20 protein-coding genes are annotated in these 26,993 nt (G+C 60.1%); 11 read left to right on the forward strand and 9 right to left on the reverse strand.

What is annotated here, in order from left to right; translation table 11 throughout:
- Positions 1-265: 265 nt before the first annotated feature.
- The 4 genes from PG5_RS06140 to PG5_RS06155 are packed head-to-tail and all read right to left on the reverse strand — an operon-like array spanning position 266 to position 5,904.
- Complete coding sequence (locus tag PG5_RS06140; protein WP_020796233.1) at positions 266-1,720, reverse strand: hypothetical protein; 1,455 nt, start codon at positions 1,718-1,720, stop codon at positions 266-268.
- Between the two features lie 27 nt (positions 1,721-1,747).
- Positions 1,748-2,209, reverse strand: a complete 462-nt coding sequence (locus PG5_RS06145; protein ID WP_020796234.1) for a hypothetical protein — start codon at positions 2,207-2,209, stop codon at positions 1,748-1,750.
- Between the two features lie 60 nt (positions 2,210-2,269).
- Positions 2,270-4,522, reverse strand: coding sequence for an Ig-like domain-containing protein (locus PG5_RS06150; RefSeq protein WP_020796235.1), 2,253 nt, complete (start codon positions 4,520-4,522; stop codon positions 2,270-2,272).
- A gap of 35 nt (positions 4,523-4,557) precedes the next feature.
- Positions 4,558-5,904 (reverse strand): hypothetical protein, encoded by a 1,347-nt coding sequence (locus tag PG5_RS06155; protein ID WP_020796236.1) that lies wholly within the window; start codon positions 5,902-5,904, stop codon positions 4,558-4,560.
- Between the two features lie 289 nt (positions 5,905-6,193).
- On the opposite strand from PG5_RS06155, the gene PG5_RS06160 reads away from it, so the two are divergent.
- The 5 genes from PG5_RS06160 (at position 6,194) to PG5_RS06180 (ending at position 14,748) form a co-directional block, all read left to right on the forward strand.
- Positions 6,194-7,642 (forward strand): sensor histidine kinase, encoded by a 1,449-nt coding sequence (locus PG5_RS06160; RefSeq protein WP_020796237.1) that lies wholly within the window; start codon positions 6,194-6,196, stop codon positions 7,640-7,642.
- A 186-nt stretch (positions 7,643-7,828) separates the two neighbouring features.
- Positions 7,829-10,636, forward strand: coding sequence for a multicopper oxidase domain-containing protein (locus PG5_RS06165; RefSeq protein ID WP_020796238.1), 2,808 nt, complete (start codon positions 7,829-7,831; stop codon positions 10,634-10,636).
- Between the two features lie 17 nt (positions 10,637-10,653).
- The gene (locus PG5_RS06170; protein ID WP_256228126.1) at positions 10,654-11,754 is read left to right on the forward strand and encodes an SCO family protein; all 1,101 of its coding nucleotides are present in this window, start codon (positions 10,654-10,656) and stop codon (positions 11,752-11,754) included.
- 101 nt (positions 11,755-11,855) lie between these two features.
- Positions 11,856-13,349 carry a sensor histidine kinase gene (locus tag PG5_RS06175; RefSeq protein ID WP_020796240.1) on the forward strand — a complete coding sequence of 498 codons (1,494 nt, stop codon included), beginning with the start codon at positions 11,856-11,858 and terminating at the stop codon, positions 13,347-13,349.
- A complete protein-coding gene (locus PG5_RS06180; protein ID WP_020796241.1) occupies positions 13,318-14,748 on the forward strand; it encodes a sigma-54 dependent transcriptional regulator in 1,431 nt (476 codons plus the stop codon). Before PG5_RS06175 ends, PG5_RS06180 begins: the two co-directional genes overlap by 32 nt.
- Before the next feature lie 30 nt (positions 14,749-14,778).
- Here the strand turns inward: PG5_RS06180 and PG5_RS06185 are convergent, their stop codons facing one another.
- Positions 14,779-15,159 carry a hypothetical protein gene (locus PG5_RS06185; protein WP_020796242.1) on the reverse strand — a complete coding sequence of 127 codons (381 nt, stop codon included), beginning with the start codon at positions 15,157-15,159 and terminating at the stop codon, positions 14,779-14,781.
- A 178-nt stretch (positions 15,160-15,337) separates the two neighbouring features.
- Here PG5_RS06185 and PG5_RS06190 point away from each other — a divergent pair, with 178 nt between their 5' ends.
- The 5 genes from PG5_RS06190 to PG5_RS06210 all read left to right on the forward strand — a co-directional run bounded on the left by PG5_RS06190 (position 15,338) and on the right by PG5_RS06210 (position 21,759).
- Positions 15,338-16,144 carry a bifunctional 2-polyprenyl-6-hydroxyphenol methylase/3-demethylubiquinol 3-O-methyltransferase UbiG gene (locus PG5_RS06190; protein WP_020796243.1) on the forward strand — a complete coding sequence of 269 codons (807 nt, stop codon included), beginning with the start codon at positions 15,338-15,340 and terminating at the stop codon, positions 16,142-16,144.
- A gap of 186 nt (positions 16,145-16,330) precedes the next feature.
- Positions 16,331-17,707 (forward strand): L-serine ammonia-lyase, encoded by a 1,377-nt coding sequence (locus PG5_RS06195; RefSeq protein WP_020796244.1) that lies wholly within the window; start codon positions 16,331-16,333, stop codon positions 17,705-17,707.
- 28 nt (positions 17,708-17,735) lie between these two features.
- Positions 17,736-18,755: a GlxA family transcriptional regulator gene (locus PG5_RS06200; protein ID WP_020796245.1), complete on the forward strand. Its 1,020-nt coding sequence runs from the start codon at positions 17,736-17,738 to the stop codon at positions 18,753-18,755.
- A gap of 225 nt (positions 18,756-18,980) precedes the next feature.
- Positions 18,981-20,192: a M24 family metallopeptidase gene (locus tag PG5_RS06205; protein ID WP_020796246.1), complete on the forward strand. Its 1,212-nt coding sequence runs from the start codon at positions 18,981-18,983 to the stop codon at positions 20,190-20,192.
- 226 nt (positions 20,193-20,418) lie between these two features.
- On the forward strand, positions 20,419-21,759 hold the full coding sequence (locus tag PG5_RS06210; RefSeq protein WP_020796247.1) for an MFS transporter: 1,341 nt from the start codon (positions 20,419-20,421) through the stop codon (positions 21,757-21,759).
- Between the two features lie 136 nt (positions 21,760-21,895).
- On the opposite strand, the gene PG5_RS06215 is transcribed toward PG5_RS06210, so the two are convergent.
- From PG5_RS06215 to PG5_RS34115, 4 genes are all read right to left on the reverse strand, one after another.
- Positions 21,896-22,912 carry a GlxA family transcriptional regulator gene (locus tag PG5_RS06215; protein WP_020796248.1) on the reverse strand — a complete coding sequence of 339 codons (1,017 nt, stop codon included), beginning with the start codon at positions 22,910-22,912 and terminating at the stop codon, positions 21,896-21,898.
- Between the two features lie 309 nt (positions 22,913-23,221).
- Complete coding sequence (gene gabP, locus PG5_RS06220; protein WP_020796249.1) at positions 23,222-24,616, reverse strand: GABA permease; 1,395 nt, start codon at positions 24,614-24,616, stop codon at positions 23,222-23,224.
- Positions 24,617-24,695: 79 nt separating this feature from the next.
- Complete coding sequence (locus PG5_RS06225; RefSeq protein ID WP_020796250.1) at positions 24,696-25,478, reverse strand: creatininase; 783 nt, start codon at positions 25,476-25,478, stop codon at positions 24,696-24,698.
- A 192-nt stretch (positions 25,479-25,670) separates the two neighbouring features.
- Complete coding sequence (locus tag PG5_RS34115) at positions 25,671-25,883, reverse strand: hypothetical protein (protein WP_020796252.1); 213 nt, start codon at positions 25,881-25,883, stop codon at positions 25,671-25,673.
- Here PG5_RS34115 and PG5_RS06230 point away from each other — a divergent pair.
- Positions 25,863-26,990, forward strand: a complete 1,128-nt coding sequence (locus PG5_RS06230) for an extracellular solute-binding protein (protein WP_020796251.1) — start codon at positions 25,863-25,865, stop codon at positions 26,988-26,990. The genes PG5_RS34115 and PG5_RS06230 overlap by 21 nt on opposite strands.
- The last annotated feature ends 3 nt before the right edge of the window (positions 26,991-26,993 follow it).

Genomic DNA, 26,993 nt, shown 5'->3' on the forward strand with positions numbered 1-26,993 from the left:
CCCTAAGTGGCCGTTACCGCGGGAATGGATATGTACTCAGTCAATAGATAATAGGTCGGCTGTCAGGCCGCCATCGCCGGCAGGCCAGCTCCCACAGTAGATCGGGTATAGCCGCGAGCGATTGGTCGGCTTGAGGCCGCCATCGTCGGCAAGCCTGGCTCCTACAAGATTGTGACGTCCAAAAAAAGAAGGTGTGAACGCCTGTCTGTAGCCACAAAAAAACCGCGACCCTCCCTCAAGAGCCGCGGTTTTTCACCCCATGCAGTTACTTCTGCAACACAGTCGCACTGTTAGCCGAACCAAACTGCTGCACGTTCGCCATCTGGGTCATGCCACTCTGGTCGACATTGGCAATGTTGCCAGTCCCGCCCTGGGTCACATAGGCGACGTTCATGGTATCGGTCTGCTTGATGGTGATCATGTTGTCTTCGCCATACAGCTGCGTGGTGAACGCCTGGTTGCCGCTGCCTTCCTGGTTGACGTCGGTGGTGTTGTGGGTGCCGGTGCTGCTGCCCTGGGCCAGGTTGTTGGTGCCGCGCTGGTCGGCGATGAGGATGTTGTCGGTGCCGTTCTGGTCGAAGTACAGCTCGTTGTAGGAATCGGCTTGGGTGACCGTGGTTTTGTTGCCGTAGCCGGTCTGGTTGGTGGTCATGATGTGGCCGGTGTTTTTCTGGGTGAAGTTGGCGACGTTGCCGTTGCCGTTCTGGTTGACGGTGGCGCGTTGGTTGTTGCCGAACTGGCCGCCCATTTGCGTGGCCGGGCCTTTCCAGTTGCTGGCGTAGACCTTGTTGTCGTTACCCGTGGATGTGGCGTTGAGCACATGGTCGGTGCCGGTCTGGTAGGTGAAGTGGATGTTGCCGATGCCCTGTTGATTGAGAGTCACGGTCGAGCCCATGGACTCGAACTGGTCGGCATAGATTGCGTTGAGATCACCGACCTGAATCACCTGGGCAACGTTGTGGTCGCCGAAGCTCTGGTCGACGATGGCTTCGTTGGTCTGGCCGTTCTGGTCGATGGTGGTTTTGCTGGCGACCTGGGTGTCCTGCCAGACTTCGCTGCCGTTGCCGTCGCCATACTGGTTGATGGTCAGGTTACCGCCTTCGCCATTGCGCTGATCACCATAGGCATAGTTGGTGCCACCGGACTGGTTGATATCGATCTGGCCGTTCATGTGGTTGATCTGTTCGGCGGTGGCGTAGTTGGCGGTGCCGTACTGGATGATCACCGCGTTGTTGGCCGTGCCCACCTGGATCTGTTCGATGTTGGCTTCGTTGCTGTCGCCGTACTGGTAGGTTTTGCCGGTGGTGTTTTCCTGGCTGTCCTGGTAGATGAACGAGAAGTTACCGGTGCCTTCCTGTTGTTGCAGGACCTGGCCACCGCCGACCCCGATCGACTGGCTGGCGTGGCTGATGTTGGTGTCACCGCTCTGGTTCTGGATGATGCTGCTGTTGTTTTCGAACAGTTGCTCGGCGTAGCCGGCGTTGTAGTTGCCGCTCTGGTTCTGCTCGATGGTGCTGGTGGCGTTGTCCTGTACGGAAGCCGCGTCGTTGCCGGTGCCGGACTGGTTCTGGGTGGCGGTGCTTAGCGGTGCCGCCGTCTGCGTTACATTGGCGATGTTGGTGTCACCGAACTGGTTCTGGGTCGACACGCTGTCATTGGCCAATGCTTGAGCACTGACTATGACCAGGATGGCGGCGGTGAGGGGCGTCAATTTGAACATGATGAAACCTCCAAAAGGTGCAGTGCTTTAGCGATATTGAGTGACCGATACGCTCATTCCATTTCCTGCTTGGGTCACAGCGCTTTGCTGCCCCGTGCCGGCCTGGACAATGCTGGCGTCGTTGTTATTGCCGTTCTGGGATATCTGCGCGCGGTTGTGGCTGCCGGTTTGGGTGATGGACGCGGCGTTGCCGGAACCTTGCTGGTTGATCAAGGCCATCAGGTCGCTGCCTTGTTGCAGGATGTAGGCTTCCTGATTGCTGCCCGACTGCACGATCTGGCCGAGCAGCGACTGGCCGTTCTGTTGCAACAGCGCGACGTTGGCCTGGCCGTTCTGGTCGATCAGGGCTTGCTGGCCCACCGGTGGTGGCAGCTCGCCGAGGTCGACGCCGGGTGCAATGTCGTCGTTTTCCATCAAGTCGTCGGCGCGCACGCCCGCGCTGCTGCAGAGCAGAAGCAGGCAGAGCAGGGCGGCGGTCGACGTTTTCATTGCATGCTCCTTTTGCTGGAGGCCTGCCCCATCAACTCAGCGAGTCGATGGGGCACGGACTCAGTTCGAGATCACCTGCACCGTGCGCACGGTGCCTTGGGACGAGGTGATGGTGGCGGTCGGGTTGGCCGACGGAATCACCGTGGTGCTGTTGCTCACTGTCAGCCTCCAGCGTCCGGTCAGCGGCACCGTGGTGCTACCGAGCGTCACCAGCCCGGTTGGCGTGGTCACCTGGACGGTGATGGTATTGCCGGTGGTCACCGATGACGTCCCTGTGAAGTCCCAGTTGAAGCGGTTGTTGGAACGGGCTGTCACCGTGGCCGCTGTCACCGCGAAGGTTTCCGCAGCAGGCCGTGGCGAGACTTGCACCGTGACCGTGGCCGGCGCCGTCGACACAGCACCGAAGCTGTCCCGGGCGAAGTAGTTGAAGGTCGTGGTGAAGGCCGTGGTGACGGTGGCCGGTGGGTTGTAGGTCAGGACCGTACCGTTACTGGTGACGCTGCCGCGACCGGTCGGAGGTTGAGTGAAGCTGGCGACTGCAAGCGGAACGTTGCCTTCTGGATCGGTGTCGTTGGCCAGCACGTTGATCGGTATCGACACACCCAGGGTCGCGGCAGCGTCAGCGACGGCCGTTGGCGGCTGGTTAGGCGCCACGGTGATGGTGACGGTCGCCGCAGCGGTCGAGGCCAGGCCTTTGATGTCTTGCGCCTTGTAGGTGAAGGTTGTGGTCAGCGGCACGGTCACCACGGCTGGCGGCGTATAGACGACGGCGGTGGTTCCACTCATCGTCACGGTGCCCTGGCCGGTGGCCGGTTGGGTCAGCTCGGTGATGCTCAGCGGTGTGTTGCCGTCCGGGTCGCTGTCGTTAGTCAGCAGGCTGAGGGTGATCGGGATCCCGAAGCTGGTGCTGCCGCTGTCAGCGACAGCAATCGGCGCCTTGTTCTCGCCGGTGTCTGGTGCAGTGCCAACGACGACCACTGGCTCGGTGTCACTGCCGCCGGAGGCGGATTTGATTGTGACGGTGGCCGGTGGCTGCGGCAGGTCGGCAACCGTCAAGGTTTGCAGGGTGCCGGACTTGGTCAACCGTCCGTAGCCTTGGGCAACCATGTCCGGTATCACCACTTCGTCAGACGAAGTGGCCGCGATCAGCAGGCTGTGATTGTCCCAGCTGTAGCGCGCGGTCTGGACTTTCACCACGTCGCTGACTTTGCTCGATACTGCCGTAGGCCGGGTGGCACCAGTCGGGTCGGTAGCGGTGAGCACTACGACGGGAGGCACGGCGGTACCCGTCAGGCGGTGACCGAAGAACAGACCGGTGTTGTCGCCGAGCATGCTGGTTAGGCACGGTGTCTGCGGTGGTCCCGGAACCAGGGCCACGGTTTCGCGGAAGCACAGGCTCGAGCCGTTGACCGACTTGCCGAAGACTTCTACCCGGGTACTGCTAGTGCCTGGACCCGATGAGGTGCGGCGATACGTGGCGCGGCTGACCTCCACAGGGGTTTGCGCCCGGTTGTCGAGGACTTTGCCCGACAGGTTGAACAGGCTGGTCTCAATGGTCCCCGCCGGGCCCTGGATACGCAGGAAGTTGGTGTTGTTGGGGCTGCCGGTGACTGCTTCGGTGAGATTCGGGTCGCCGACGTAGGTCTCGATGGCGCCGGTGTCCGGATTCACTTCGGTGTAGGGACCGTTGACGCTGCGCAGGAACGGCCCGATGTCACCATTGACTGCGCCAGAGAAATTACCGGGTGCGCCGATGCCGATATCTCTGGTGATGTTGATCGCACGACGGCCCGGAGCGGTCACGTTGACGACTTCCACGCCGTACGGGTGGGTGATGGTGTAGGTCCCGGCGATGGGGATGTTCACCCGGATACGAATCCGCGCGAAGCTTGCCTGGTCGCCGTCGACAGGGTTTTCCGAAGCGAATGCCGCTTCGATCCCGGCCACGTAGGCATCCACGCCGTAGCCTGCGGCGTTGTCGGGGATGGCCGTCTCGGCGAGGAACCAGAACGCTTCCGGTGGCCAGTTATCCGGAAATACCATCGGCAGGGTGTCGTCAAAGATTCCCGGTTCTGGCAGCAGGATGCACATGTAGGAGGGTGCGCCAGGCGTGCTCGGTACCCGCGAACTCACGGCGCGGGACTGGCACAGTTCCATCGACAGCAGATTGTTGTCCTGATACCACAAGGGGAATTTCCCCGTGGCAAAGGTGTAGGGGCCGGGGTCGACGGCAGCGAGTTGCGCGAACGCACTGCCGGACAGCGAAAGAGTCAGCCCGAGCGCGTTGAGCGCGAAGCGTGGCCACTTGTTCATGATGCCTCCTGATGCGGATCTGGGCATGAGAGCGTTCATTGCACGATGACCACTTCTTCGGTGTCAGTGCCGCCATTGGATGACGTCACCGTAACCTTGGCCGGTGGAATCGGCGTGATGCCGGTCGACAGGATTTTCTCGGCGCCATCGCCGCTCAGGGCGCCGATGGCGGCACCGGTTCCGGAAGTGGCGGTGAGTACGGGGGGCGAGGTTTCATCGCTGGTCGAGGCCACGATGGTGAGTTGCCCGCTGTTGAGGCTGTACTGGGCCTGCGAAATCACCACCAGGTCGGTTAACGGCATGGACAGGGTGGTCGGCGTGCTGCTGGGGATGGCCAGGTGGTTGTCGGCGGTCACCTGCAAGCTGCTCGGCAAGGTCGGGTTTGTGGAGGATTGCGCGTACCAGTGGCCGGTGGTGTCGGCCTCGGTCAGGTTCAACACCGGGCTATTGCTGTCCAGGGTCACGGTGGCCGGTGGCGGCGGGGCCATCACGAATACATCCTGCTGTGCAACCGGTGCGCTTTCCCCGGCTTTGCGCGAATAAGTGCTGCGCTCGGAGATCATCGGAGTGGGCCGGACCACCGTCGACAACTTGCCGGAAATGGCCATCACCGTCGTGCGCAAGTCCAGTCCGTTAGGCCCTTCGATGCGGATGTAGTTGGTGTTGAACGGGCTGCCGGTGAAGGCTTCCGACAGGTTCGGATCACCCACGAACTGCTCGGCTTGACCGGTGACCGGGTTGGTTTCGGTGTAGGGACCGTTGACGCTGCGCAGGAACGGTCCGATGTCGCCCTTGAGTGCGCCGTCGTAGGTTTTCGGCGAGCCGATGCCGATGTCGCGGGTCATGTTGATTGCGCGACGCCCGGGGGTGTCGACGTTGAACACATCAACCCCGTAGGGGTGGGTGATAACATAGGTGCCGGCTGTGGGCACGTCGACCCGGATACGAATACGGGCGAAACTGACCTGGTCACCCTCTTTGGGTTCTTCGGCGGCGAAGGCTGCTTCGACGGCGCTGACATACCCCAGGTCGATGCCCCGGGCCGCGTCGACGATGGCGCCGTCGCCGGTGAACCAGAACGCTTCATCGGGAAAGTTGGTCGGGAAAACCACCGGCTGCGTGTCGTCGAAAACGCCGGGAGCCGGCAGCAGGTTGCACATGTAGGTCGGTGCGCCGGGAGCGCTTGGAACCCTGGAACTGACAGCTTTTGATAGACACAAATCGAGTGTCCGGCCATGGCTGTCCTGATACCAGGAGGCGAAGCCACCATTGTCTGGCAGGTAGGGGCCAGGATCTACAGCAAACAGCGCGGCCTGGGCAGCGCCTTGGGCCAGAGCACTCACGATCAGGGCGATCGCGGTTTTGGACAGTAAAGGGTGCATGAGTATTCCCTCTATCAGAGTACCTGCCCCTTGGGATATGGGTCAGTTGTGAGCTCTTCGGCAACTCCCATGCCAACCCCCGAAAATGTCGGCCAGGGCCCCGGTACACAGGCGTTTGCGCTGCGCTCGTCGATCGAGCGGTGAATGATCGGGCGGGCCTCTTTCCCCAGTATTGGGGGTAGATCGGGGCAGAGGGGGAGTGGGGGGATGGGGAAGGAATGGCCCCGATGACGGGCAAACGGCTAGCGGTGCGCTATAAACCTATAGGGGGTTCGCGGGAACACTATCCATGACCACGCTTGCAAAGACACTGGCGTCCGACCAGGGCGAAATTCGCTTGAACTCGCGCAAACAGCCGTTCAATCTGCTGCGCTGGTTTTCGCTCATCAGCATGGCGGTGATCGGCACGGTGGCGGTGGCGTTGGGTTCGGTGTCGACCAAGTTCGTGATTACCGAAAGCGTGCAGCGCGATGCCCTGTTGACGTCGCAATTCATCCAGGCGATTGCCTCGGCCGAGGTGCGCCATGTGTCGATCCCCAATGTGCGGACCATGGGCGAGCTGCTCGACCCGCGCAAGGACCGCGACTTTCCCGACGTCGACCCGATGGCCCGCGCCAACGCCCGGGGCGAATTCCTCGACCACATCGAACATTTGCCGGATGTGATCCTGGCCAACATCTATGCCCCCGACCGCATGATCATCTGGTCGACCAACCCGGCCCTGATGGGCACTACGATTCACGCCGACGAAGACCTCGACCAGGCCTTTGCATTGAAGACGCCCGTGTCGGCCAGCTATCACGATGTCGACCAGGCTCGCATGGAACAAAAGTTCGTCACGCCGCCGGAATACATCTTCATTGAAAACTACATTCCGCTGTTCGATGCCGATGGCAAGAACGTCACGGCGATGGTCGAGATCTACAAGGAGCCCAAGGATCTGATCAGCCGGATGGAACGTGGCCTCGTGCTGATATGGATGGCCACGGCCCTGGGCGGCGGCTTGATTTACCTGGGGTTGTACTGGATCGTGCGGCGGGCGGCGATCCTGCTGGCCACGCAACAGAAGCAACTGATCGTCAACGAAACCTTCGTCGCCCTGGGCGAGATGTCGTCGGCCGTTGCCCACAGCTTGCGTAACCCCCTGGCAACCATTCGCTCAAGCGCCGAACTGGCACTGGAGTTCGACAGTGGCCCGGCGCACAAGAACATCAACGACATCATCGGCCAAGTCGATCGCATGTCGAAGTGGGTACGGGAGTTGCTGCAATCGCTACGTCCGCTCAATGACGACGTCGAGCCGGTCAACCTGGTGGCGGCGCTGCACGACAGCCTGATGGCTTTCGAGCAGCAGATCATCAAGGGGCGGGTCAATGTGCTGTTCGAACCCAAAGGCACGCCCATGGTGCTGAGCCAGCAGGTGCAGCTGACGCAAATCCTCAACAGTTTGTTGGCCAATGCGCTGGAGGCCATGGACGAAGGCGGTACCTTGGCCATCACCCTGGCGCCCCTCGATGCCCAGCGTGTTCGCGTGGTGGTCAGCGATACGGGCAAAGGCATGACCGAGGAGCAACGCCTCATGGCGTTCCGGCCGTTTTTCACAACCAAGCGCGGCGGGCTCGGTGTCGGGCTGGTGTTGGTCAAGCGCATCATGGAGCGCTTTGGCGGGGCGGTGGCCCTTGAAAGTCGTGAGGGCGAGGGCACCCACGTCAGCCTGACTTTCAAACGGGTCCCCTGAAATTGGGTGGGAACTTTCCCCGGTAGCGGGTGCCATTCCCCAGTCGTTTATTTCGGTCATGGCACATTGATGTTGATAAGCCATTGTTTTGCTGAGTGTTAATACCTTTGTATAAAGCAGTTACAAATTTGGCCGACTCCTTGCAAAACCCCCATCACCCCCTTCATTTATACGAGGCGGCTGGTGATGGACACAAAAGCGCGGCACCCCTTGAAATGGTTTGGTCTGTTGACGCCATTGAGCGTCGCCTTGGCGATGACACTCAGCACAGGGACCTTGCGTGCCAGCCCCATAGACGATGAGCGACAGCCGGAGCCGACTGATCCCTCTGCCTATTACGATGAACCGGAAGACCGGGCAGGGGCGTTGAACGCCATCCTGACCATGCCCGATGCCAACGAGGATGCCTTCGATCTGCCCGACGGGGTCAAGGGCTCACGCGATACCGAACGGGTGGAAAACGTCCTGCCGCCTGCCATGCAGACCAGTTTCAACTACCCCACCAACGGTAAGCCGAGCCCGCTGTTCAACGCCCAGCCGTTCACCCAGCAACTGTTGTTGTTCGAAGAATTCGGCCCGGAAAAACTCGACCCCACCACACCGGCGGCACCCTTGCCGTTTCCAGCGGCGGCCATCGGCCCGTTACCGGCGCAAGACCCCAGCAGCGCGGCCCGCAGCGCACCACCGGGACCTGCGCTTGATGCCTTCCTGCGGCAACCAGGATTGACCCCGTTCCCCAGCCAGTACGCCAACGTGGTGGATCGCAACCCGTGGCAGGCGCAGATCGAATACTTCCTCAATCGCCGTATTGGCTCATCCGCTGAAGGTCGTCCGCCAGGAAAGGGCTGGTCACATCAGCGCTGGAATGAGTTCTATCCGCAAAACGCCTACAAGACCGTGCAGACCGGCGCGCGGATCAACGGTGGCTTGCGTGACGCCCGGCAGATGCACGGCTACGCCGTGGGCGAGTTCGGCCCCGGTGGCCTGTACCACAACGTCGCCGGCGTACCGGCCACGGACGGTACGGCCAAGGGTGTCGATACACGCTTTCACCCCAACATGCCGGTGCAGAACCACAACTCGGTCTGGACCTTCGACGGCACGCTGCCGCCCAAACTGCTGATGGTGCGCTATGGCCAACCGTTGCTGATGCGCCACTACAACGGCTTGCCGATCGATCCGTCGGCCAACATGGGCTTTGGCTTGCACACCATCAGCACCCACGAACACAACGGCCACGCGCCAGCGGAAAGCGACGGTTATGCCAACGCGTTTTTCTTCCCCGGGCAGTACTACGACTATCGCTGGCCGATCCAGTTGGCCGGTTACGACAGCATCAACACCGACGCCCATGACCCGCGCGCGGCGTTCCCTTGCTCGCCGGGCGAAACCCTGTGGACCAATGACATGAGCCCGGGCCGCAAGACCTGCGAGAACGGCACGATCAAGATCCGTGGCGACTGGCGCGAAACCATGAGCACCCACTGGTTCCACGACCACATGCTCGATTTCACCGCGCAGAACGTCTACAAGGGCAACGCGGCGATGATGAACTACTACAGCGCCCTGGACCGTGGCAACGAGTCGGTGAACGACGGCGTCAACCTGCGTTTCCCCAGCGGCAGCGCCTTGCCTTGGGGCAACCGTGACTATGACGTGAACCTGGTGTTCGCCGACAAGGCCTGGGACGCCAATGGCCAGCTGTGGTTCAACCCCTTCAACACCGATGGCTTCCTCGGTGACCAGGTGCTGGTCAACTGGCAGTGGAAACCGACCCTGGATGTACGCGCCCGCAGCTATCGCTTCCGTATGCTCAATGGCTCGGTGTCGCGCTACTTCAAACTGGCGCTGGTGCGTGAAATCAAAGGCACCGGCGGCGAGTTCCAGGGGCCCAAGGGTTCGGGTGTGTCCTATGCCCGCGTGCCGTTCCACATGATTGCCAACGACGGCAACATCATGGAGCACAGCGTGCCATTCGACGGCAGCATGGACCTCGACGCCGACGGCGACAAACAGAACCACAACGCCATCCTGCCAACCCAGGGCATTGCCGAGCGCTTCGACATCATCGTCAACTTCGCGAAGAACGGCATCAAGCCCGGGGACAAGCTGTTCTTCGTCAACTTGCTGGTGCATGACGATGGCAAGGGTCCGAAAGAACCGGTGTCGCTGGCGGACGCGCTCTCCGAAAACTACAAGGCGGTGATCAAGCAAACCAGCAAAGGGCCGATGTGGGACAAGGGTGACCCGGCGGTGGGCAAGGTGTTGCAACTCAACGTCAAGCCGTACACCGGCCAGGACCTGGCCATGGACCCGGCCGCCTACGAACCGGCCAAACCGGGCAAGGCTGAAGGCCTGGTGATGATCCCGCTGAAGATTCATCGCGACAACGCCACCGACAAGGCGTTGCTGGCCAAGGCCCGCCATCGCACCTTCACCTTCGGCCGCTCCGACGGCACCGATGAAGCGCCCTGGACGGTCAAGACCGATGGCGGCTTCGGTTTCCACATGGACCCTCGGCGCCTGAACGCCTCGGCGCAGTTGGCCAGCGGTCCGACCGATGCCGGGGTCGCGGGCTATGGCACCCTGGAAGTGTGGAACATCAAGGCCGGCGGCACGGGCTGGAGCCACCCGGTGCATGTGCACTTCGAGGAGGGGATCATCCTCAGCCGCGGCGGCAAGGCGCCACCGGAATGGGAAAAATGGGCACGCAAGGACGTGTATCGCATCGGCTCGGAAAAGGATGGGCTGGACAGCGTCGAGATGGCGATCAACTTCCGTGAATTCGCCGGGACCTACATGGAGCACTGTCACAACACCCAGCACGAGGACAACTCCATGCTGCTGCGTTGGGACCTTGAGAAGCCGGGGCAATTGCAGTTGATGCCAACGCCGCTGCCAAGCTGGGACGGTGTGCGCTACGTGAACTCCGCCGCGCTGCCAACCTTCCGCACTGGCGACGGCTTCGGTCCAAAAGTGACGGTCAAACCATGAACCGCGAGGGTGTCGACATGAAGTTGCCTACCGCACGTGCGCAAGCCCTGGGCATGCACCTGGTGCTGATATTGGTCACTGGCTTGCTGGCCAGCCGGCTGCTGGTCGCCAATCCGGTACCGTCGACACTCGCTCCGGTTTCCCCTGCCTCTGCTGCTGTTGCCGAACCAGCCACCCCATGGGGTGGGGACTATTTCCCCAACACCTTGTTGACCGACCAGGACGGTCGGCAGGTGCATTTTTTCGATGACCTGATCAAGGGCAAGGTGGTGGTGATCAATTTCATCTTCACCTCGTGCAGCGACTCTTGCCCGCTGGAAACCGCGCGCCTGCGCCAGGTGCAGAAGCTGCTCGGCGACCGGGTCGGCAAGGACATCTTCTTCTACTCCATCAGCATCGACCCCTTGAGCGATACACCCGCCGTGCTCAAGGCCTACGCGCAACGTTTTCAGGTGGGGCCAGGCTGGCAGTTTCTTACCGGGGAGTTCGCCGACGTCACCGAGTTGCGGCAAAAGCTCGGGTTGTTCATCGAAGGCGTCGACAACGGCCGCACCAAGGACCACAACCTGAGCCTGATTGTCGGCAACCAGCAAACCGGTCGCTGGATGAAAGCCTCACCCTTCGAGAACCCCTGGATCCTGGCCGACCAATTGGCCAACACCTTGCATAACTGGAAACAGCCGAGCGTTGGCGAAAACTACGCCAATGCCCCCGAAATCCGCCCGCCGAGTAACGGCGAAGAATTGTTCCGCACCCGTTGCGCCTCGTGCCACAGCCTCGGTCCGATGGACGGGCAGGGCATCGGCATGCGCAGCATCGGTCCGGATCTGGTTGGCGTGACGCGCCAGCGCGATCCCGCCTGGCTGAACCGCTGGATTCGCGAGCCCGACCGCATGCTGGCCGAGAAAGACCCGATTGCCACGGCGTTGTTCGAGCGCTTCGACAAGATCCCGATGCCCAACCTGCGCCTGGATGAGCGCTCGGTACAGTCGATCATCGAGTTCCTGCAGGCAGAAACCGACCGCCAGCAGCCGTTGCTCACACCGCTGACTGTCGGTGCCGAGGAACCGCAACATCAACAAGCAATCGCGGTACCCGACAAGGCGCGGGTGCAGTAGTGGCGAAATAGTTTTATTGGGCAGCCAGTGACGGTCAATGCCACCTACACTGATCGGGAATGCGGCTGGAAAACGCTTGATTCAAGCAACCGGGACCTCCCATGCAGATACTGGAATCACCACAAGTACCTGCGCCGGTTACGTCGGCGACAGAGGGCAAGGATTGGCGATCGCCATTCAACCTGGTGCGCTGGTTTTCCCTGGCGAGTTTTTTCATCATTGCCGGCGTGGCCTTGGGGCTGGGCTACATTTCCACGCGCTTTGTGGTCGAGGAGAGCATCGAGCGTGACTCCATGCTGACCGCACAATTCGTGCAAGCCATTGGCGCGGCCGAAATTCGCCACGCCTCGATTTCGCCGAACCGAACCATGGGCGAAATGCTTGACCCACGCGCTGACGCGGCCTATCCCGACGTCGATCCGGGCGCTCGCGCGGCTGCCCGTATCGAGTTCCTCGATCATGTCGAACACCTGCCAGACATCCTCCTGGCCACGGTTTACGCCCTGGACCGCACCGTGGTCTGGTCGACCAACCCCGAGCTGATCGGGGTGCGCATCGACAACGACGAGGAACTCGACGAGTCCTTTGAAATGAAGGCAGCGGTGTCCACCAGCTACCATGAGATCGACGAGGAGCGCCCCGAGCAACGACTGCTGCATGAACCGCAATACCTGTTCGTCGAGAACTACATTCCGATGTTCAACGCCGACAAAAGCAAAGTGATTGCCATGGTCGAGATCTACAAGGAGCCGGTGGACCTGGTAGAGCGCATCCAGCGCGGCTTCAAGGCGATCTGGCTGACCACCCTGCTCGGCGGAGCGGTCATCTACCTGGGATTGTTCTGGATCGTGCGGCGTGCGGCCCTGCTGTTGCACAGCCAGCAGAAACAACTGGTGGCCAACGAAACCTTCGTCGCCCTGGGGGAAATGTCCTCGGCGGTCGCCCATAGCCTGCGCAATCCGCTGGCGAACATTCGCTCCAGCGCCGAGCTGGCCCAGGAAATCGCCAGCCAGACCGCGCAGAAGAACATCGGCGACATCATCAGCCAGGTCGATCGCATGTCGCGCTGGGTCCGTGAGTTACTGGTGTCTTTGCGCCCGGTTAACGACGACCATGAAACCGTCGACCTGGTGCTCGCGATTGACGACACCTTGAGCGCCTACGCCCCGCAGATCCAGCGTTCGAACGTCGAGGTGCGCTTCACGCCCATGACGGTTCCACCGGTCGTCAGCCAGCAGGTGTTGCTCACGCAGATTCTCAATAGTCTGTTCGCCAACGCCCTGGAAGCCATGCCCAAGGGCGGCGTATTGAGTATCGACGTTGAAACACCGGCACCCGGTGAGGTGCGCATGATGCTCAACGACACTGGCAAGGGCATGACCAAACAGCAACAGCAAATGGTCTTCAAACCGTTCTTCACCACCAAACAGGGGGGGTTGGGCGTGGGCCTTGCGCTGGTCAAAAGAATAATGGAGCGATTCGAAGGCTCGGTCGAGTTGACCAGCCAAGAGCAGGAAGGAACCCGCGTGTGTCTCAATTTCAAAGTGGCAACGGGAGGGGAATATGGAGCACAGCATACTGCTGGTCGAGGATGATGAGCTGCTCGCCGAGAATATCCAGACCTACCTGGAGCGTAAGAACTTCGAAGTGACCGTCTGCCACTCGGCCGAAGACGCACTGTCGCAGTTGAGTACCTTCGTTCCGGATGTCGTGCTGACCGACAACTCGTTGCCGGGCATGAATGGTCACGACCTGATCCAGAAGCTGCGCATCAGCGCGCCGGATCTGAAAGTGATCATGATGACCGGCTACGGTAACGTCGAAGACGCCGTGGTGGCGATGAAAGAGGGCGCGTTCCACTACGTCACCAAACCGGTGGCCTTGCCGGAGCTCAAGCTGCTGCTGGACAAGGCCCTGGCCACCGACCGGATGGAGCGCACCCTGTCGTTCTATCAGGAGCGTGAAGCACAGAAATCCGGGGTGCAGGCCTTGATTGGCGAATCGGCACCGATGGTCTACCTCAAGGGCACCATCGCCCAGTTGCTCGACGCTGAGCGACGCATGGCCAACACCGACTTGCCGCCGGTGCTGGTGGAAGGCGAGACCGGCACCGGCAAGGAACTGGTCGCGCGGGCGCTGCATTTCGACGGGCCGCGCAGCAAAGGGCCGTTCATCGAATTCAACTGCGCCTCGATTCCTTCCAACCTGGTGGAGTCGGAGCTATTCGGGCACGAGAAGGGCGCCTTCACCGATGCCAAGGACCGTCGCCTGGGGCTGGTGGAAGCGGCCGATGGCGGCACACTGTTTCTCGATGAAATTGGCGAAATGGACCTGATACTGCAGGCCAAATTGCTGAAACTGCTGGAGGACCGGACCATCCGCCGGGTGGGTTCGGTGAAGGAGCGCAAGGTCGACCTGCGGGTGATCAGCGCGACCAATTGCAACCTTGAGCAAATGGTCCAGCAGGGCAAGTTCCGCCGCGACCTGTTCTTCCGCCTGCGCATCATTTCGATCAAGGTGCCGCGCCTGTATGCCCGTGGCGAGGACATCCTGCTGCTGGCCCGGCACTTCCTGGCAACCCATGGCAAACGCTACGGCAAGCCGCACCTGCGTTTCAGCGATCAGGCCGAAGAGTTGCTGCTCAACTACACCTGGCCGGGCAATGTGCGTGAACTGCGCAACATGCTTGAGCAGACGGTACTGCTGGCGCAACACGACACCATTGCTGCGCACCAGTTGAACGTGTGCCTGAGCCTGGTGGATGAGCCGGCGATGTTCACCCACGAGTTGCCGCCGATCGAACCGCGCGCGTCCCATAATGGCACTGAGTCGATGAACCTGCCGGAAGTAGAGCGCGACATGGTGCGCAAGATGCTCGACAAGACCGACTGGAACGTCACCAAGTCCGCACGGCTGTTGGGCCTGAGCCGCGACATGCTGCGTTACCGGATCGAGAAACTCGGCCTGGCCCGCCCGGACAAACGGTCGTGGTAGAAGAGCAGTCGCAGGGCAGGCACGGCCTTGCTACAAGGCCGGGTTCTGACTGCTCCTGCAAGCCAGCATGCACGTCGGATCGAGGACCTCCTGGTTCACATAGACGCCGTGCTCGGCGTCATAGGTGCGAATGAACACGCGAACGGTGGTATCGGCCACCGTTGGCAATCGGGAATCGGAAAACACGTGCTGGCTGGAAACCGGGGTGAATGTCTGGGGCGAAGTCGGGATGTAGGATCCCGGCGGTACCGTGCTCAGGGTCGGAGGCACCGGATGGGCAAAGGGCTGGTCCGCTCCGTAGTAATTGAATTCACTGCTGGATTCTTCGGTTTGCATCGCACTGTCGTCCGCCTGTGCACAGCTGGCAGCCAGGCACAGGGCAAGCAATAGCGTGGGTACGGTTGTGTTCATGGCAGCACCTGCGGTGTCGGTTTTCGCGCATTTCCCCAAGGGTACTAACTATAGCGTTCCGGTGGGAGAGCGTTGGTGGTGCGCGGATTACACAATCGCAACACACCCGTGATGGGGACGTTTGCAGGCATGATCTAGACTCGGCTACTCGATAAAACAGCGAATGCCGGAGCGTGCAATGGAAATGCCGACAACAGAACAGGTCATCATCAGCAACCGCGATGCCTGGAATGACTCTGCCCGTCACCACAAGGAAAATCCGCAGTGGCAGGCGCACTTGAGTGCGGTGGCCCAGGCCGACTTTTCGTGCCTGGATGAAACCCTGACCGGGGTGCTGAACCAGGTCGGCATCGCAGGCAAGGACGTGGTGCAATTGGGCTGTAACAATGGCCGCGAAAGCCTGTCGCTGTTCGCCCTGGGGGCTCGACACGTGGTGGGGGTCGACCAGTCCGCGGCGTTTCTCGAACAGGCGCGGGAACTGGCTTCACGCTCGCCCCATGGGCCTGAGTTCATCGAGGCCGACATTCACCACCTGCCACAAACACTGCAGGGGCGTTTCGACGTGGCCCTGGTCACCATCGGCGTGTTGAACTGGATGCCGGACATCGGCGAGTTCTTTCGCCATGCGGCGCAAACCCTCAAACCCGGTGGCGCCCTGGTGATCTACGAAACCCACCCGTTCCTGGAAATGTTCGACCCCGAGGCAGCCGATCCCTACAGCCTGGCCAGTTCGTACTTTCGCCGCGAACCCTTTGTCCAGAACCAGCCAATCGTCTACGAAGGCAAGGTCGAGCAGCAGGCCGCCCCGTCCTACTGGTTCGTCCACACCTTGGGCGCGATCTTCAGCGGCGCCATCGAAGCGGGGCTGCAGATCAGCCATTTCAGGGAGTATGCGCATTCCAATCGCGAAGAACTCTATGATCGCTACCAGGGGCAGGAGGCGCAGTTGCCGATGTGTTTTACCTGGGTGGCAGTAAAGCGTTGAACCGGGGTTGGCGCGGTGTATGCGAAAGCACTAAAGGGGACCACTTCAGCGCCTGGTAGCAACACATCCAGCTCGTATTTGGTATTGACGAGCACTTAGGGGTCGATATCTGACACATCTTGATGGCTCCTGACGCCGACAATCAGGTGAATTCCTGACACCTCTGAAGCGGCACGGAGATCGACGATGGCTATCAGTGTTTTTGACTTGTTCAAGATTGGAGTCGGCCCCTCCAGTTCCCATACCGTCGGCCCAATGCGTGCGGGGGCTCTGTTTGTCGAGGCCCTGCGCGAACGGAAAATGCTGACACAAGTGAAGCGTATCGAAGTGCGGTTGTATGGTTCGCTATCGGCCACGGGTATCGGCCATGGCACCGATAAAGCGGTGATCATGGGGTTGATGGGGGAATGGCCGGATAAGGTCGACCCGCTGCTGATCGAGCCACGCTTGCTGGAACTGCGCGAGACGCAATACCTGCTATTGGCCGGCGAGTTCCGTGTGCCTTTTATCTGGCAGAGGGACATGCGATTGCTGGAAGAAAACCTGGAATACCATCCCAACGCCATGACGTTGAGCGCATTTGCCGATGACCAACCCCTGTTGTGCGAAACCTACTACTCCATCGGCGGTGGCTTTGTCGTTGATCAACGGCAAGCCGCTACTGGCGAGCTTGACCAGGACAAGAGCGAGCTGCCCTATGATTTCAGCACGGCTGCGCAATTGTTGAACCAGTGTAATGTCCATGGGCTACGGATATCCCAACTGATGCTGGCGAACGAACGGGTGTGGCGCAGCGAAGAAGACATCCGCGAGGGACTGGGCCAGATCTGGCAGGCCATGCGTACTTGCGTGGATGCCGGACTCACGCATGAAGGCGTCTTGCCCGGTGGGTTGAATGTGAAGCGCCGCGCGGCGCGTCTGCACCGCAGCCTGCTGGAAATCGGCAAGCCGAATGTCATCGGTTCGACGTTGAACGCCATGGAGTGGGTGAATCTGTTCGCCTTGGCAGTCAATGAAGAAAACGCGGCCGGCGGGCGCATGGTGACCGCCCCCACGAACGGCGCGGCAGGGATTATTCCGGCGGTATTGCAGTACTACATGAAGTTCTGCCCCGAGGCCAGGGACAGCGATGTCGTGGACTACTTACTCGCCGCTGCCGCGGTGGGCATACTGTGCAAACGCAATGCCTCGATTTCCGGGGCTGAAGTGGGTTGCCAGGGCGAAGTCGGTTCGGCTTGCGCGATGGCCGCTGCCGGCCTGGCAGAAATTCTCGGCGCCAGTCCCGAGCAGGTGGAAAACGCTGCGGAAATTGGTCTGGAACACAACCTTGGGCTGACCTGTGACCCTGTCGGTGGCCTGGTGCAGGTACCCTGCATCGAGCGCAACGCCATCGCAGCGGTGAAAGCGATCAATGCCGCACAGATGGCGTTGCGCGGTGACGGTACGCATTTCATTTCGCTGGACCGGGTCATCCGCACCATGCGCGATACCGGTGCCGACATGCATGACAAATACAAAGAGACCTCCCGTGGCGGATTGGCGGTCAGCGCCATCGAGTGTTGAGTGACCTTGATCGACGGGAGAGCAGGACATGCTGCAATTGACTGAATCCGAACGGCCACGACCGCCGATGCTGCGTATTGGCTTCTGGTTGACGGAAGCCTTTGATATGTACACCTTGGCCAATGCACTGGAGCCACTGCGCCTGGCCAACCAGTTGGCAGGGTACGATGTTTGCCAGTGGCAAATGCTGAGCCTGGACAGACAGCAACTGAACGCCAGTAACGGCATCGAAACCGCCGCCGCTCGACTGGGTCAGTGGCAACCGTTCGATGTGTTGATCCTCTGTGGTGGCGATAACCTGCGTCTTGATCCAGACATGCGCCAGCAGTTGAGCCACTGGGCGGCGCAACCGATCAGCCTCGGGGCATTGGGCGAGGCAGGCTGGCTGCTGGCGCAAATTGGTGCCCTGGAGGGTGTCCGTTGCAGCTTGCCAAAGCCCGCTGCATCACTGGAGTTTGCCGCTTTCAGCAAGTTGACACCGGTGGCTGCGCCGTTCTGCGTCGACCGCCAACGCCTGACGTGTGTCGGCCCGCAGGCTGTTCAAGGGTTGATGCACGAGCTTCTCGCAAGGTACCACGGTCGTGGCTTGATACTACGGATGGCAAAGCATGCAGCACGCCAGGCCCGGCCCCTACTGCCCGTGCAGGATGCCCCGGAAAAACTTCAGGCAACCCTGGCTTTGATGAGCGAGCACTTGAGCCGAACGCTGGGTATCGATGAACTGGCCGAGACCATGGGCATTTCCCGTCGCCATCTGGAGCGGCTGTTCAAGCGTAGCCTGGGTTGTTCGCCATCCCGACACTACTTGGACTTGCGGCTTCAACAGGCGCGGCAGTTGTTGCATGCCGGCGAGCGGTCGCTGTCGGATGTCGCCAGGGCGTGCGGTTTCGTCTCGCTGCAACATTTCTTTCGCTGCTATCGCCAGTACTTCGGTGCGCATCCTCGCGACCATATGGGGGTGAAGGCGCCGAGTCAGCGGGCATCAATGTTGAATGCGCCGGCCTCATCGCGAGCAGTTCCAGTCGTCCTGCCGTCGTTCCCTCACTGACCGCGCTACCCATTTGCCAATGCCCCCGCCAAGCGGCTTTTACCGCGCTTGCCGGGGGCTTTTTTGTGCGCAAAACCCCGAGGGGACGCTTTCGCAAACAGCGGATATGACCAATTACAGGTCGGATTCGCGCAAAAAACCTCACCTTGCATCTGTTCGAATGATCTTCAGCGGCCCGCCAGATTGGCGCCTCCTGTAGCTCAATCAATGACAAGGATAAATGACATGCAAATGCCGAAAACCATCCAGATCAAGAACGGCGAAAAGGTAAGTCCGACGTTCTCGGCCCAAGAATATGCCAACCGCCAAGCCAAATTGCGGGCTTACCTGGCGCAGAACAATATCGACGCGGCCGTCTTCACGTCCTATCACAACATCAACTACTACAGCGATTTCCTGTACTGCTCCTTCGGGCGTCAGTACGCGCTGGTCGTGACCCAGGACAGCGCGGTGACCATCAGCGCCAACATCGACGGCGGTCAGCCATGGCGCCGTACCGTCGGCACTGAAAATATCGTCTACACGGACTGGCAGCGCGATAACTACTTCGTCGCGATCCAGCAGGCCTTGCCCAAGGCCGGGCGCATCGGTATCGAGTTCGACCATCTGAACTTGCTCAATCGCGACAAGCTCGCCAGCCGCTATCCGCAGGCTGAACTGGTGGATATCGCCGCACCGTGCATGCGCATGCGCATGATCAAGTCCGCTGAAGAACACGCGATCATTCGTCATGGTGCACGGATCGCGGACATCGGTGGTGCCGCCGTCGTCGAGGCATTGCGTGACCAGGTTCCGGAATACGAAGTGGCCCTGCACGCTACCCAGGCCATGGTGCGAGAAATTGCCCGCACCTTCCCGGATTCCGAGTTGATGGACACCTGGACCTGGTTCCAGTCCGGCATCAACACCGACGGCGCGCATAACCCGGTGACGTCGCGCAAGGTCAACAAGGGCGACATTCTCAGCCTCAATTGCTTCCCGATGATCGCCGGTTACTACACCGCGCTGGAACGTACATTGTTTCTGGACCATTGCTCCGACGAGCATCTGCGCTTGTGGGAAGTTAACGTCAAAGTGCACGAGGCCGGTCTGAAGCTGATCAAGCCGGGCATGCGCTGCTGCGATATCGCGCTGCAATTGAACGAGATCTTCCTGGAGCACGACCTGCTGCAATACCGCACCTTCGGTTACGGCCACTCCTTCGGCACGCTGAGCCACTATTACGGCCGCGAAGCCGGACTGGAACTGCGCGAAGACATCGACACCGTGCTGGAGCCGGGGATGGTGGTCTCCATTGAGCCGATGATCATGTTGCCCGAGGGCCTTCCAGGTGCCGGCGGGTATCGTGAACACGACATCCTGATCGTCAACGAGCAGGGCGGGGAAAACATCACCAAGTTCCCGTATGGCCCGGAACACAACATCATCAAGAAGTAAGGCCCTGCGCCGCACAGTGAAGCTGTGCGGCGTTTTGCTTTGACGATTGGCGAAAAATCTTCCCGGTGGCTGAGATAAACCGGAAAAAAATGGCGCATGCGTGCCCAAGAACGCGCAGCATCTACCGAGCCTTAACCCTGCCAAGTAAAACAATAGAGGGTTTTGTCATGTCCTACGTCCCGACCTTTCATTTCGATAACCGCACCTCTACCACCGGAGGTGCACAATGAGCACCCAAACCTCAAGCCTGACGCCAACCATGGCAGAAAAACTTGAACAAACGGCCGAACGCAAGGCCCTGCGGCGCGCAGCCAGTGCCAGCTTCATGGGCAACTTCGTCGAGTGGTTCGACTATGCGGCCTACGGCTACCTGGCAACCGTCATCGCCCTGACGTTTTTTCCGCAAACCGACAAGGCGACCGCGCTACTGGCGACTTTTGCAGTGTTCGCGCTGTCGTTCATCGTCCGCCCGCTGGGGGGACTGGTCTGGGGGCATTTCGGTGACAGATACGGGCGGCGCAGTGCGCTGTCCTGGTCGATTCTGATCATGTCTGTCTCGACCTTTTGCATCGGCATCCTGCCGACCTACAACCATATCGGCTTGTGGGCGCCGGCCTTGTTGCTGCTGATTCGCTTGTTCCAGGGCTTTTCAGCTTCAGGTGAGTACGCCGGGGCTTCGGCCTTTCTCGCCGAGTATGCGCCCGAGGGCAAGCGCGGTTTGTACACCAGCATTGTCCCGGCGAGCACGGCGGCGGGTTTGCTGTTTGGTGCGGTGTTTGTCGCCGGCCTGCATGCGTGGATGAGTGTCGAGGACCTGCACAGCTGGGGCTGGCGTCTACCCTTTCTGCTGGCGGCGCCATTCGGGCTGGTGGGGCGCTATATCCGCATGAGTTTGCAAGACACGCCCAAGTTCCTGGAGATGGAAAAACGCCTTGAAGCGAAGGAGTGCGCGACCCATGCTCCGGTTCGCGAATTGCTGACCGTGCACCGACGCAGCGTTATGATCGGGATCGGCGCTACCTGCCTGAATGCCGTGGCGTTTTACCTGTTGCTCAGCTACATGCCAACCTACCTGTCCACCGAAATGGGCATGAGCGAAAGTGATTCGTTCCTGGCGTCGACGGTGTCACTGGCGACCTATATCGGGTTGATTTTCCTGATGGGCAAGCTGTCGGACCGATTCGGCCGCAAGACCATGCTGGTGACCGCTTCGGTATTGTTCCTGGCGCTGACATTTCCGCTGTTCGGGATGTTGGAGAATCAGCCCCTGATTGTAATTCTGATGATCCAGATTGCGTTTGGCGCGATCCTGGCGATGAACGACGGCACCTTGCCGTGCTTTCTCGCCGAGATATTCCCCACTCGCGTACGCTTCAGCGGCTTTGCCTTCAGCTTCAACATCGCCAACGCGGTGTTCGGCGGCACCGCGCCGTTTATCGCGACCTGGCTGATCCAACTGACCGGCAACAAAATGGCCCCTGCCTGGTATCTTCTGGCGGCTGCGGCGGTGGCGTTGATTGCCATGCTGGCGAGTCGGGAGACGGCGCATAAGGCTTTGCAGGACTGATGTCTTGAGTGTTCTTGAGTAAGCCATCGCGAGCAGGCTCGCTCCCACAGTTGACCGAGTTGTCCAGGAGGACGCGGTTCAATGTGGGAGCGAGCCTGCTCGCGAAGGGGCCAGTCCAGCCAACATCAATATTGAATCAGTGCACCGCAGCCACCTGCTTGCGCTCACCAATAGGCGATACACCGAAGAATCGGCTGTAGCATTTGGAGAAATGCGCCGGCGAAACGAAGCCGCAGGCGAGGGCGATGTCACGTACCTGCGATTCGCTGCGCAGCAACAGCTGTCGCGCCCGTGCAAGGCGCAACTCCAGGTAGTACTGACTCGGCGTGCGTTGCAGGTGCTTGTGAAACAAACGTTCCAGCTGGCGCACCGACACCTCGTTCAACCGTGCGAGCTCCTCAAGGCCCACCGGCTCCTCAAGATTGGCTTCCATGATCGCCACTATCTGGCTGAGCTTGGGCTGCGAGGTGCCCAGCTTCTGCCGCAGGGGCACACGCTGTTGTTCCTGCGCCCCCCTGATCCGATCACACAAAAGCAACTCGGCGGTGTGGGCAGCGATGTCCCGACCACCGGGTTCGCGGGCGATCAACTGCAGGGTCATGTCCATGGAAGCCACGCCACCGGAGCAGGTATAGCGATCACGGTCCAGCTCGAACAGCTGGTTGGAAATGATGATCCCCGGGAAGCGTTCCTTCAGTGCTTCGATGTCTTCCCAGTGAATCGTGCAACGATAGCCCTTGAGCAGATCGGCGCGGGCCAACAAGTGGCTGCCGGTGCAAATCCCACCCAGTGGCACCTGATCATGCGCCAGCTTGCGTAGCCAATTGAGCAGTGGTCGGCTGCTGTGATTGGAGACGATCGGGTTTGATCCGACAACGAAAAGCATGTCCAGCTTTGGTGCATCGGTGATGCTGTGGTCGGGCAGGATGCGCATGCCGTTGCTGGCCGCCACCGGGTCCAGGCTGGCGGCGATGATGACTGTACGAAACATCGGTTTGCGCGCGGCCAGGTTGGCCATGCGCAGGGTTTCCACGGCGGCGGCGAAGCCGATGGTTGTGAAGTTGGGGATGACCAGGAAACCCACGGTCTTCACTGGCTGTTGTTCATTCGCCGAGCGTCCTGCGGCGGGTTTCGCCACCTGGAGTTTCGCCATTATTACCGCTCCTCAACTGCATCAGTGACGTGCTCCGCGGCAAGCTGCCGTTACGGGAAACGTCATCTCGTTCTTGTGATTGTAAGCCCTGTCTACAGGCTTCAGGATTTTACACCGAGTGTCCGGTCAACAGGCCGTGACGAAAGAAATATGCACGCAAGATGCCATGAGTCTGGATTGTCTGAAGGGGGCGCGGAAAACGTGGGGAAATAAGGCATGGGTGATCAACAAAAAAAACCGGCCCGCTCCGTGGTGGCGAGCGGCCGGAAAGAGGTGAACGAGGATGAGTGTTGCTATCGGGGATTGCGCTTAAGCATTTTCGGTTTGCGCAATGTCGAGGACCTGCACGGTCTTCTTCCTGGCGTTAAAGATTGCACCCATACAGACGATGGACAGGGTCAGCGCACCCGTCGCAATAACCTCCATGCGGTGCTGCGGCAAGATCAGCATGACCACCAGGATACTCAAGATGCAGGCGATGACCAGGTAGCTGAGCCAGGGGAAAAACCACATCTTGAAGGCGATCGGTTGTCCCGAAGCATTCATCTTTTTACGCAGTACCAGTTGCGAAACGGCAATCACCAGATAGACCAACAGCGCAACAGCCCCGGAGCTGGCCAGGAGGAAGGAGAACACCTCATCGGGTGCAAAGTAATTGAGTGCCGTTGTCAGGAAACCTACCGCCGTACTGGCCAGCACCGCCACAAAGGGCACTCCAGAAGCAGAAGTCTTCTGCAGTACTCGCGGGCCATCACCGCGTTTGCTCAGGGAGTAGACCATGCGTGACGCGGTATAGATGGCTGAGTTGAGGCAGCTGGCTACAGCAATCAGCACGACGATATCGACGATCATTTTCGCGTGTGGAATGTTCATCAACTCGAGCGCTCTCTGGTACGAACCGACTTCCATGAGCATGGGGTCGTTCCAGGGGACAATGGAGATGATGAGGAACACCGAGACGATATAGAAAATACCCATTCGCCAGACGACGGAGTTGGTCGCGCGGGTGATCTGTTTTGAGGGGTTTTGCGATTCGGCAGCGGCAATGGTGACAATTTCCGTGCCCATGAAGCTGAACACCGTGGTGAGCATCGCACCGACGACAGCGGTCATGCCATTGGGCATGAAACCGCCAAACTCATGGCTTAATTGAACGACACCACTGACCGTCGTATCCGGTAATCCGCCCACCAGGGCAAGCGCGCCAAGCGCGATAAACCCCAGCACCGCGATGACTTTGAGCATGGCGAACCAGAACTCGAACTCTCCGTACCGGGCGACACTGAACAGGTTGGTCAACGTCAGCAGGCCGGTGACTGCAATCGCGAACTCCCAGGTCTGAATGGAGGGAAACCAGGCATGCAGGATGGCGGCAGCGGCGATGGCTTCAATCGGAATGACCAGCACCCAGAACCACCAGTACAGCCAGCCGATGGTGAAGCCGGCACTGCGTCCCATCGCCCGCTCGGCGTAGGTCGAAAACGATCCTGTATCGGGCGACGCTACGGCCATCTCGCCGAGCATGCGCATCACGAGCACGACCAAAGTGCCGGAAAAAATATACGCCAGGATGGCGGCGGGCCCCGCCGAGGCGATGGCGTGTCCTGAACCGATGAACAGGCCGGCGCCTATGGCACCGGCAATGGACAGCATGGTGACGTGACGCTGCTTGAGGCCTGGGGCCAAGGTTGAGCTGCTGGACATGAGACTTACCCTTTTTATTGTACTTGGGGAGGGGGAAGCATTAACCGTGGATACTTGGTTCGGCACGTCCGTATGTTCGTCAGGTGTCCAAATCAAAAGCTTCGCGCACAGCGGTGCTGATGCCCGAGACGCAGACTTCGAGAATCAGCTCGCCTTTCTCGCGACTGGAGCCTTTGGGAGATGACAGTGTTCCGCAGGCGGGTGTGCGCTCCGGGATGACGGGGAAGACGTCGTAAGGCGGGAAGGTGGCGGGAGGGTGGTCAACCGCGCGGTTCAAATCGACCTTGTCGGGGTGAAGGGCCAGCATCAGCGACGTTTCGAAAACACCGCCATGTTCGATATCCCAGCCGAGGAATCCATCGGGGTAGAGCTTTTCGATGACGGCCGGATCGTTGACGAAGTCCCAGTAGGACAGTACGACTACCTTGAAGTCACTGATGCCACCGTAGCGCAGTTCTCGCAGGGCAAGGTCTATGCCCTCGACAATGAACATCGAGTTTTCGAAGTGACCGTTCATCATCACCAGTTTGCGGGCACCATGGCGTGCAAGTTCGCGGATGATGTCCTGCACGGTACTGGTCAGCGTGGCGCCATCGAGGCTGGTGGTTCCAGGAAAATGGTTGCCGCCGCCTGATTTCTGCTGGGACTTGTAGCCGTAGGCCAGGGCAGGCAGCACCAGGCCGTTGACCTGTTGCGCGACTGCCTTGCAGATCGCGGTAGGCAGCAGTACATCGACCTCCATGCACATGTGATGTCCATGCTGCTCCAGTGCTCCCACTGGCAGAAAGATAGGGCAGCCAGTGGCGACCTTCTCTGCGTACTCCGGCCAGGTGAGTTCTCCAATTACGACACTGTTGTTCATCTACAGACCCTTGGAAAGTGGTTGATGGCTTGCTGGTTGTTAGCCGCGGGATGGGGTGTTTACCTGCCGTTAAAGCGGCCCTTTGGCTTGCAGGAATCGAAGGCGGTGCATGCAGCAATTCGATCAGAGGGTGGGGGCACCGAATTGTCTAAATCCGACCCGTAAATGACAAAACACCCTATGGTTTGTCATTTATGTCCGATTATCGGATAGGGGTGTGCCGCTTTTGATGGGGATGGAGGTCGGGTCTGACAAAGTCCAGGTCGGGCGCGCACAAAAACGGGTGATGGCGAACTGCTGCAATGCATCCAGCCAGCGAATGACGCGTGTGGTTGGCAGCGACAGCAGGCAGGGGACAATTTCATCACCCAGGGCGAGACAATAATGAAAATTCGCATCGACCATTCACGCCGTACCTTCCTCAAGACCACCGGCATCCTGGCTGGCACCGCAGCGCTGTCCGGCTTGCTGCCCTTGAGAAGCATTGCCGCAGCGGAAAAGGAACTGGTCATCCTTGCATGGGCCGGACACGCCGAGCCGGACATCGTCGCCGATTTCGAGCGCATGTATGGGGTCAAGGTCCGGGCCAAGTACTACACCGGTGGGGACAACATGCTGGGGCTGATCTCGCAATCCCCGCCCGGCACATTCGATCTGATTTTGTCCGACGCCGAATACGTCCAGCAACTCAATGCCGCCGAATACATCGAGCCACTCGACCCCGCTGACTACCCCTTCGATGACTTCTACCCGGAGTTCCAGCATTTCCCTGGCCATTGGCAGGGGGACAAGCTCTACTCGGTGCTGATCCGCTTCGGCTTCCTCGGCATCGCCTACAACACCCAACAGGTTCCCGAAGCCAAGGTGCAGAGCTATGACGTGTTCTGGGACCAGAGCCTCAAGGGCAAGGTCGGCCACTTCGACTGGCACCTGCCTAACCTCGGGCAGATCAGTTTGATGGGCGGTAATGCGCGCCCGTACGATATCGATGTCGCGCACTGGCAAAGCGTCCAGCAGAAGATGATGAGTCTGCGCCCGCAGGTCGGTGGCTTCTTCGATTATGGCGGGACTTTTTCTTCGCTCAAGAACGGGCAGATCCATGCCATGTGTGGCATAGGTGACTGGATCACCGGCGTTTTACAACGCGCCGGCGCACCGGTGAAAACCGTGCTGCCAAAGGAGGGCGGGTTGCAATGGACGGAGTCTTACTGCATCGCCAGGAAAGCACACAGCCCGGATCTGGCGAAGAAGTTCATCCAGTACATCACCTCACCGGAAGGCCAGGTCAAGTCGGCGAAGATGGCCGCCTACCCAGCGCTCATCCCGAGCAAAAAAGGCTGGGAGCTGCTCAACCGCACCGATCCCGACGAAGCCAGGCGCCAAGGCATGGTGCTCGGTCAGCGCAATGTCATGGACGACATCCGCGATGGTCGCATCAAGTACCGCGAACTCCCGGTCCAGCAAAGCCTGGATGAGTGGAACGACTTTTGGTCGCAATACAAGGGTGCTTGACGA

Source organism: Pseudomonas sp. G5(2012) (genome assembly GCF_000408945.1).
Lineage (GTDB): Bacteria > Pseudomonadota > Gammaproteobacteria > Pseudomonadales > Pseudomonadaceae > Aquipseudomonas > Aquipseudomonas umsongensis.

Excerpts from the sequence above, each read along its gene's own strand:
- PG5_RS06175 (WP_020796240.1), top strand. The coding sequence starts at position 11,856 with ATGCAGATACTGGAATCACCACAAGTACCTGCGCCGGTTACGTCGGCG.
- PG5_RS06200 (WP_020796245.1), top strand. The coding sequence starts at position 17,736 with ATGCTGCAATTGACTGAATCCGAACGGCCACGACCGCCGATGCTGCGT.
- PG5_RS06155 (WP_020796236.1), bottom strand. The coding sequence starts at position 5,904 with ATGCACCCTTTACTGTCCAAAACCGCGATCGCCCTGATCGTGAGTGCT.
- gabP (WP_020796249.1), bottom strand. The coding sequence starts at position 24,616 with ATGTCCAGCAGCTCAACCTTGGCCCCAGGCCTCAAGCAGCGTCACGTC.
- PG5_RS06225 (WP_020796250.1), bottom strand. The coding sequence starts at position 25,478 with ATGAACAACAGTGTCGTAATTGGAGAACTCACCTGGCCGGAGTACGCA.
- PG5_RS06140 (WP_020796233.1), bottom strand. The coding sequence starts at position 1,720 with ATGTTCAAATTGACGCCCCTCACCGCCGCCATCCTGGTCATAGTCAGT.
- PG5_RS06195 (WP_020796244.1), top strand. The coding sequence starts at position 16,331 with ATGGCTATCAGTGTTTTTGACTTGTTCAAGATTGGAGTCGGCCCCTCC.
- PG5_RS06160 (WP_020796237.1), top strand. The coding sequence starts at position 6,194 with ATGACCACGCTTGCAAAGACACTGGCGTCCGACCAGGGCGAAATTCGC.
- PG5_RS06185 (WP_020796242.1), bottom strand. The coding sequence starts at position 15,159 with ATGAACACAACCGTACCCACGCTATTGCTTGCCCTGTGCCTGGCTGCC.
- PG5_RS06165 (WP_020796238.1), top strand. The coding sequence starts at position 7,829 with ATGGACACAAAAGCGCGGCACCCCTTGAAATGGTTTGGTCTGTTGACG.
- PG5_RS06150 (WP_020796235.1), bottom strand. The coding sequence starts at position 4,522 with ATGAACAAGTGGCCACGCTTCGCGCTCAACGCGCTCGGGCTGACTCTT.
- PG5_RS06170 (WP_256228126.1), top strand. The coding sequence starts at position 10,654 with ATGAAGTTGCCTACCGCACGTGCGCAAGCCCTGGGCATGCACCTGGTG.
- PG5_RS06190 (WP_020796243.1), top strand. The coding sequence starts at position 15,338 with ATGGAAATGCCGACAACAGAACAGGTCATCATCAGCAACCGCGATGCC.
- PG5_RS06205 (WP_020796246.1), top strand. The coding sequence starts at position 18,981 with ATGCAAATGCCGAAAACCATCCAGATCAAGAACGGCGAAAAGGTAAGT.
- PG5_RS06230 (WP_020796251.1), top strand. The coding sequence starts at position 25,863 with ATGAAAATTCGCATCGACCATTCACGCCGTACCTTCCTCAAGACCACC.
- PG5_RS06180 (WP_020796241.1), top strand. The coding sequence starts at position 13,318 with ATGGAGCACAGCATACTGCTGGTCGAGGATGATGAGCTGCTCGCCGAG.
- PG5_RS06210 (WP_020796247.1), top strand. The coding sequence starts at position 20,419 with ATGAGCACCCAAACCTCAAGCCTGACGCCAACCATGGCAGAAAAACTT.
- PG5_RS06215 (WP_020796248.1), bottom strand. The coding sequence starts at position 22,912 with ATGGCGAAACTCCAGGTGGCGAAACCCGCCGCAGGACGCTCGGCGAAT.
- PG5_RS34115 (WP_020796252.1), bottom strand. The coding sequence starts at position 25,883 with ATGGTCGATGCGAATTTTCATTATTGTCTCGCCCTGGGTGATGAAATT.
- PG5_RS06145 (WP_020796234.1), bottom strand. The coding sequence starts at position 2,209 with ATGAAAACGTCGACCGCCGCCCTGCTCTGCCTGCTTCTGCTCTGCAGC.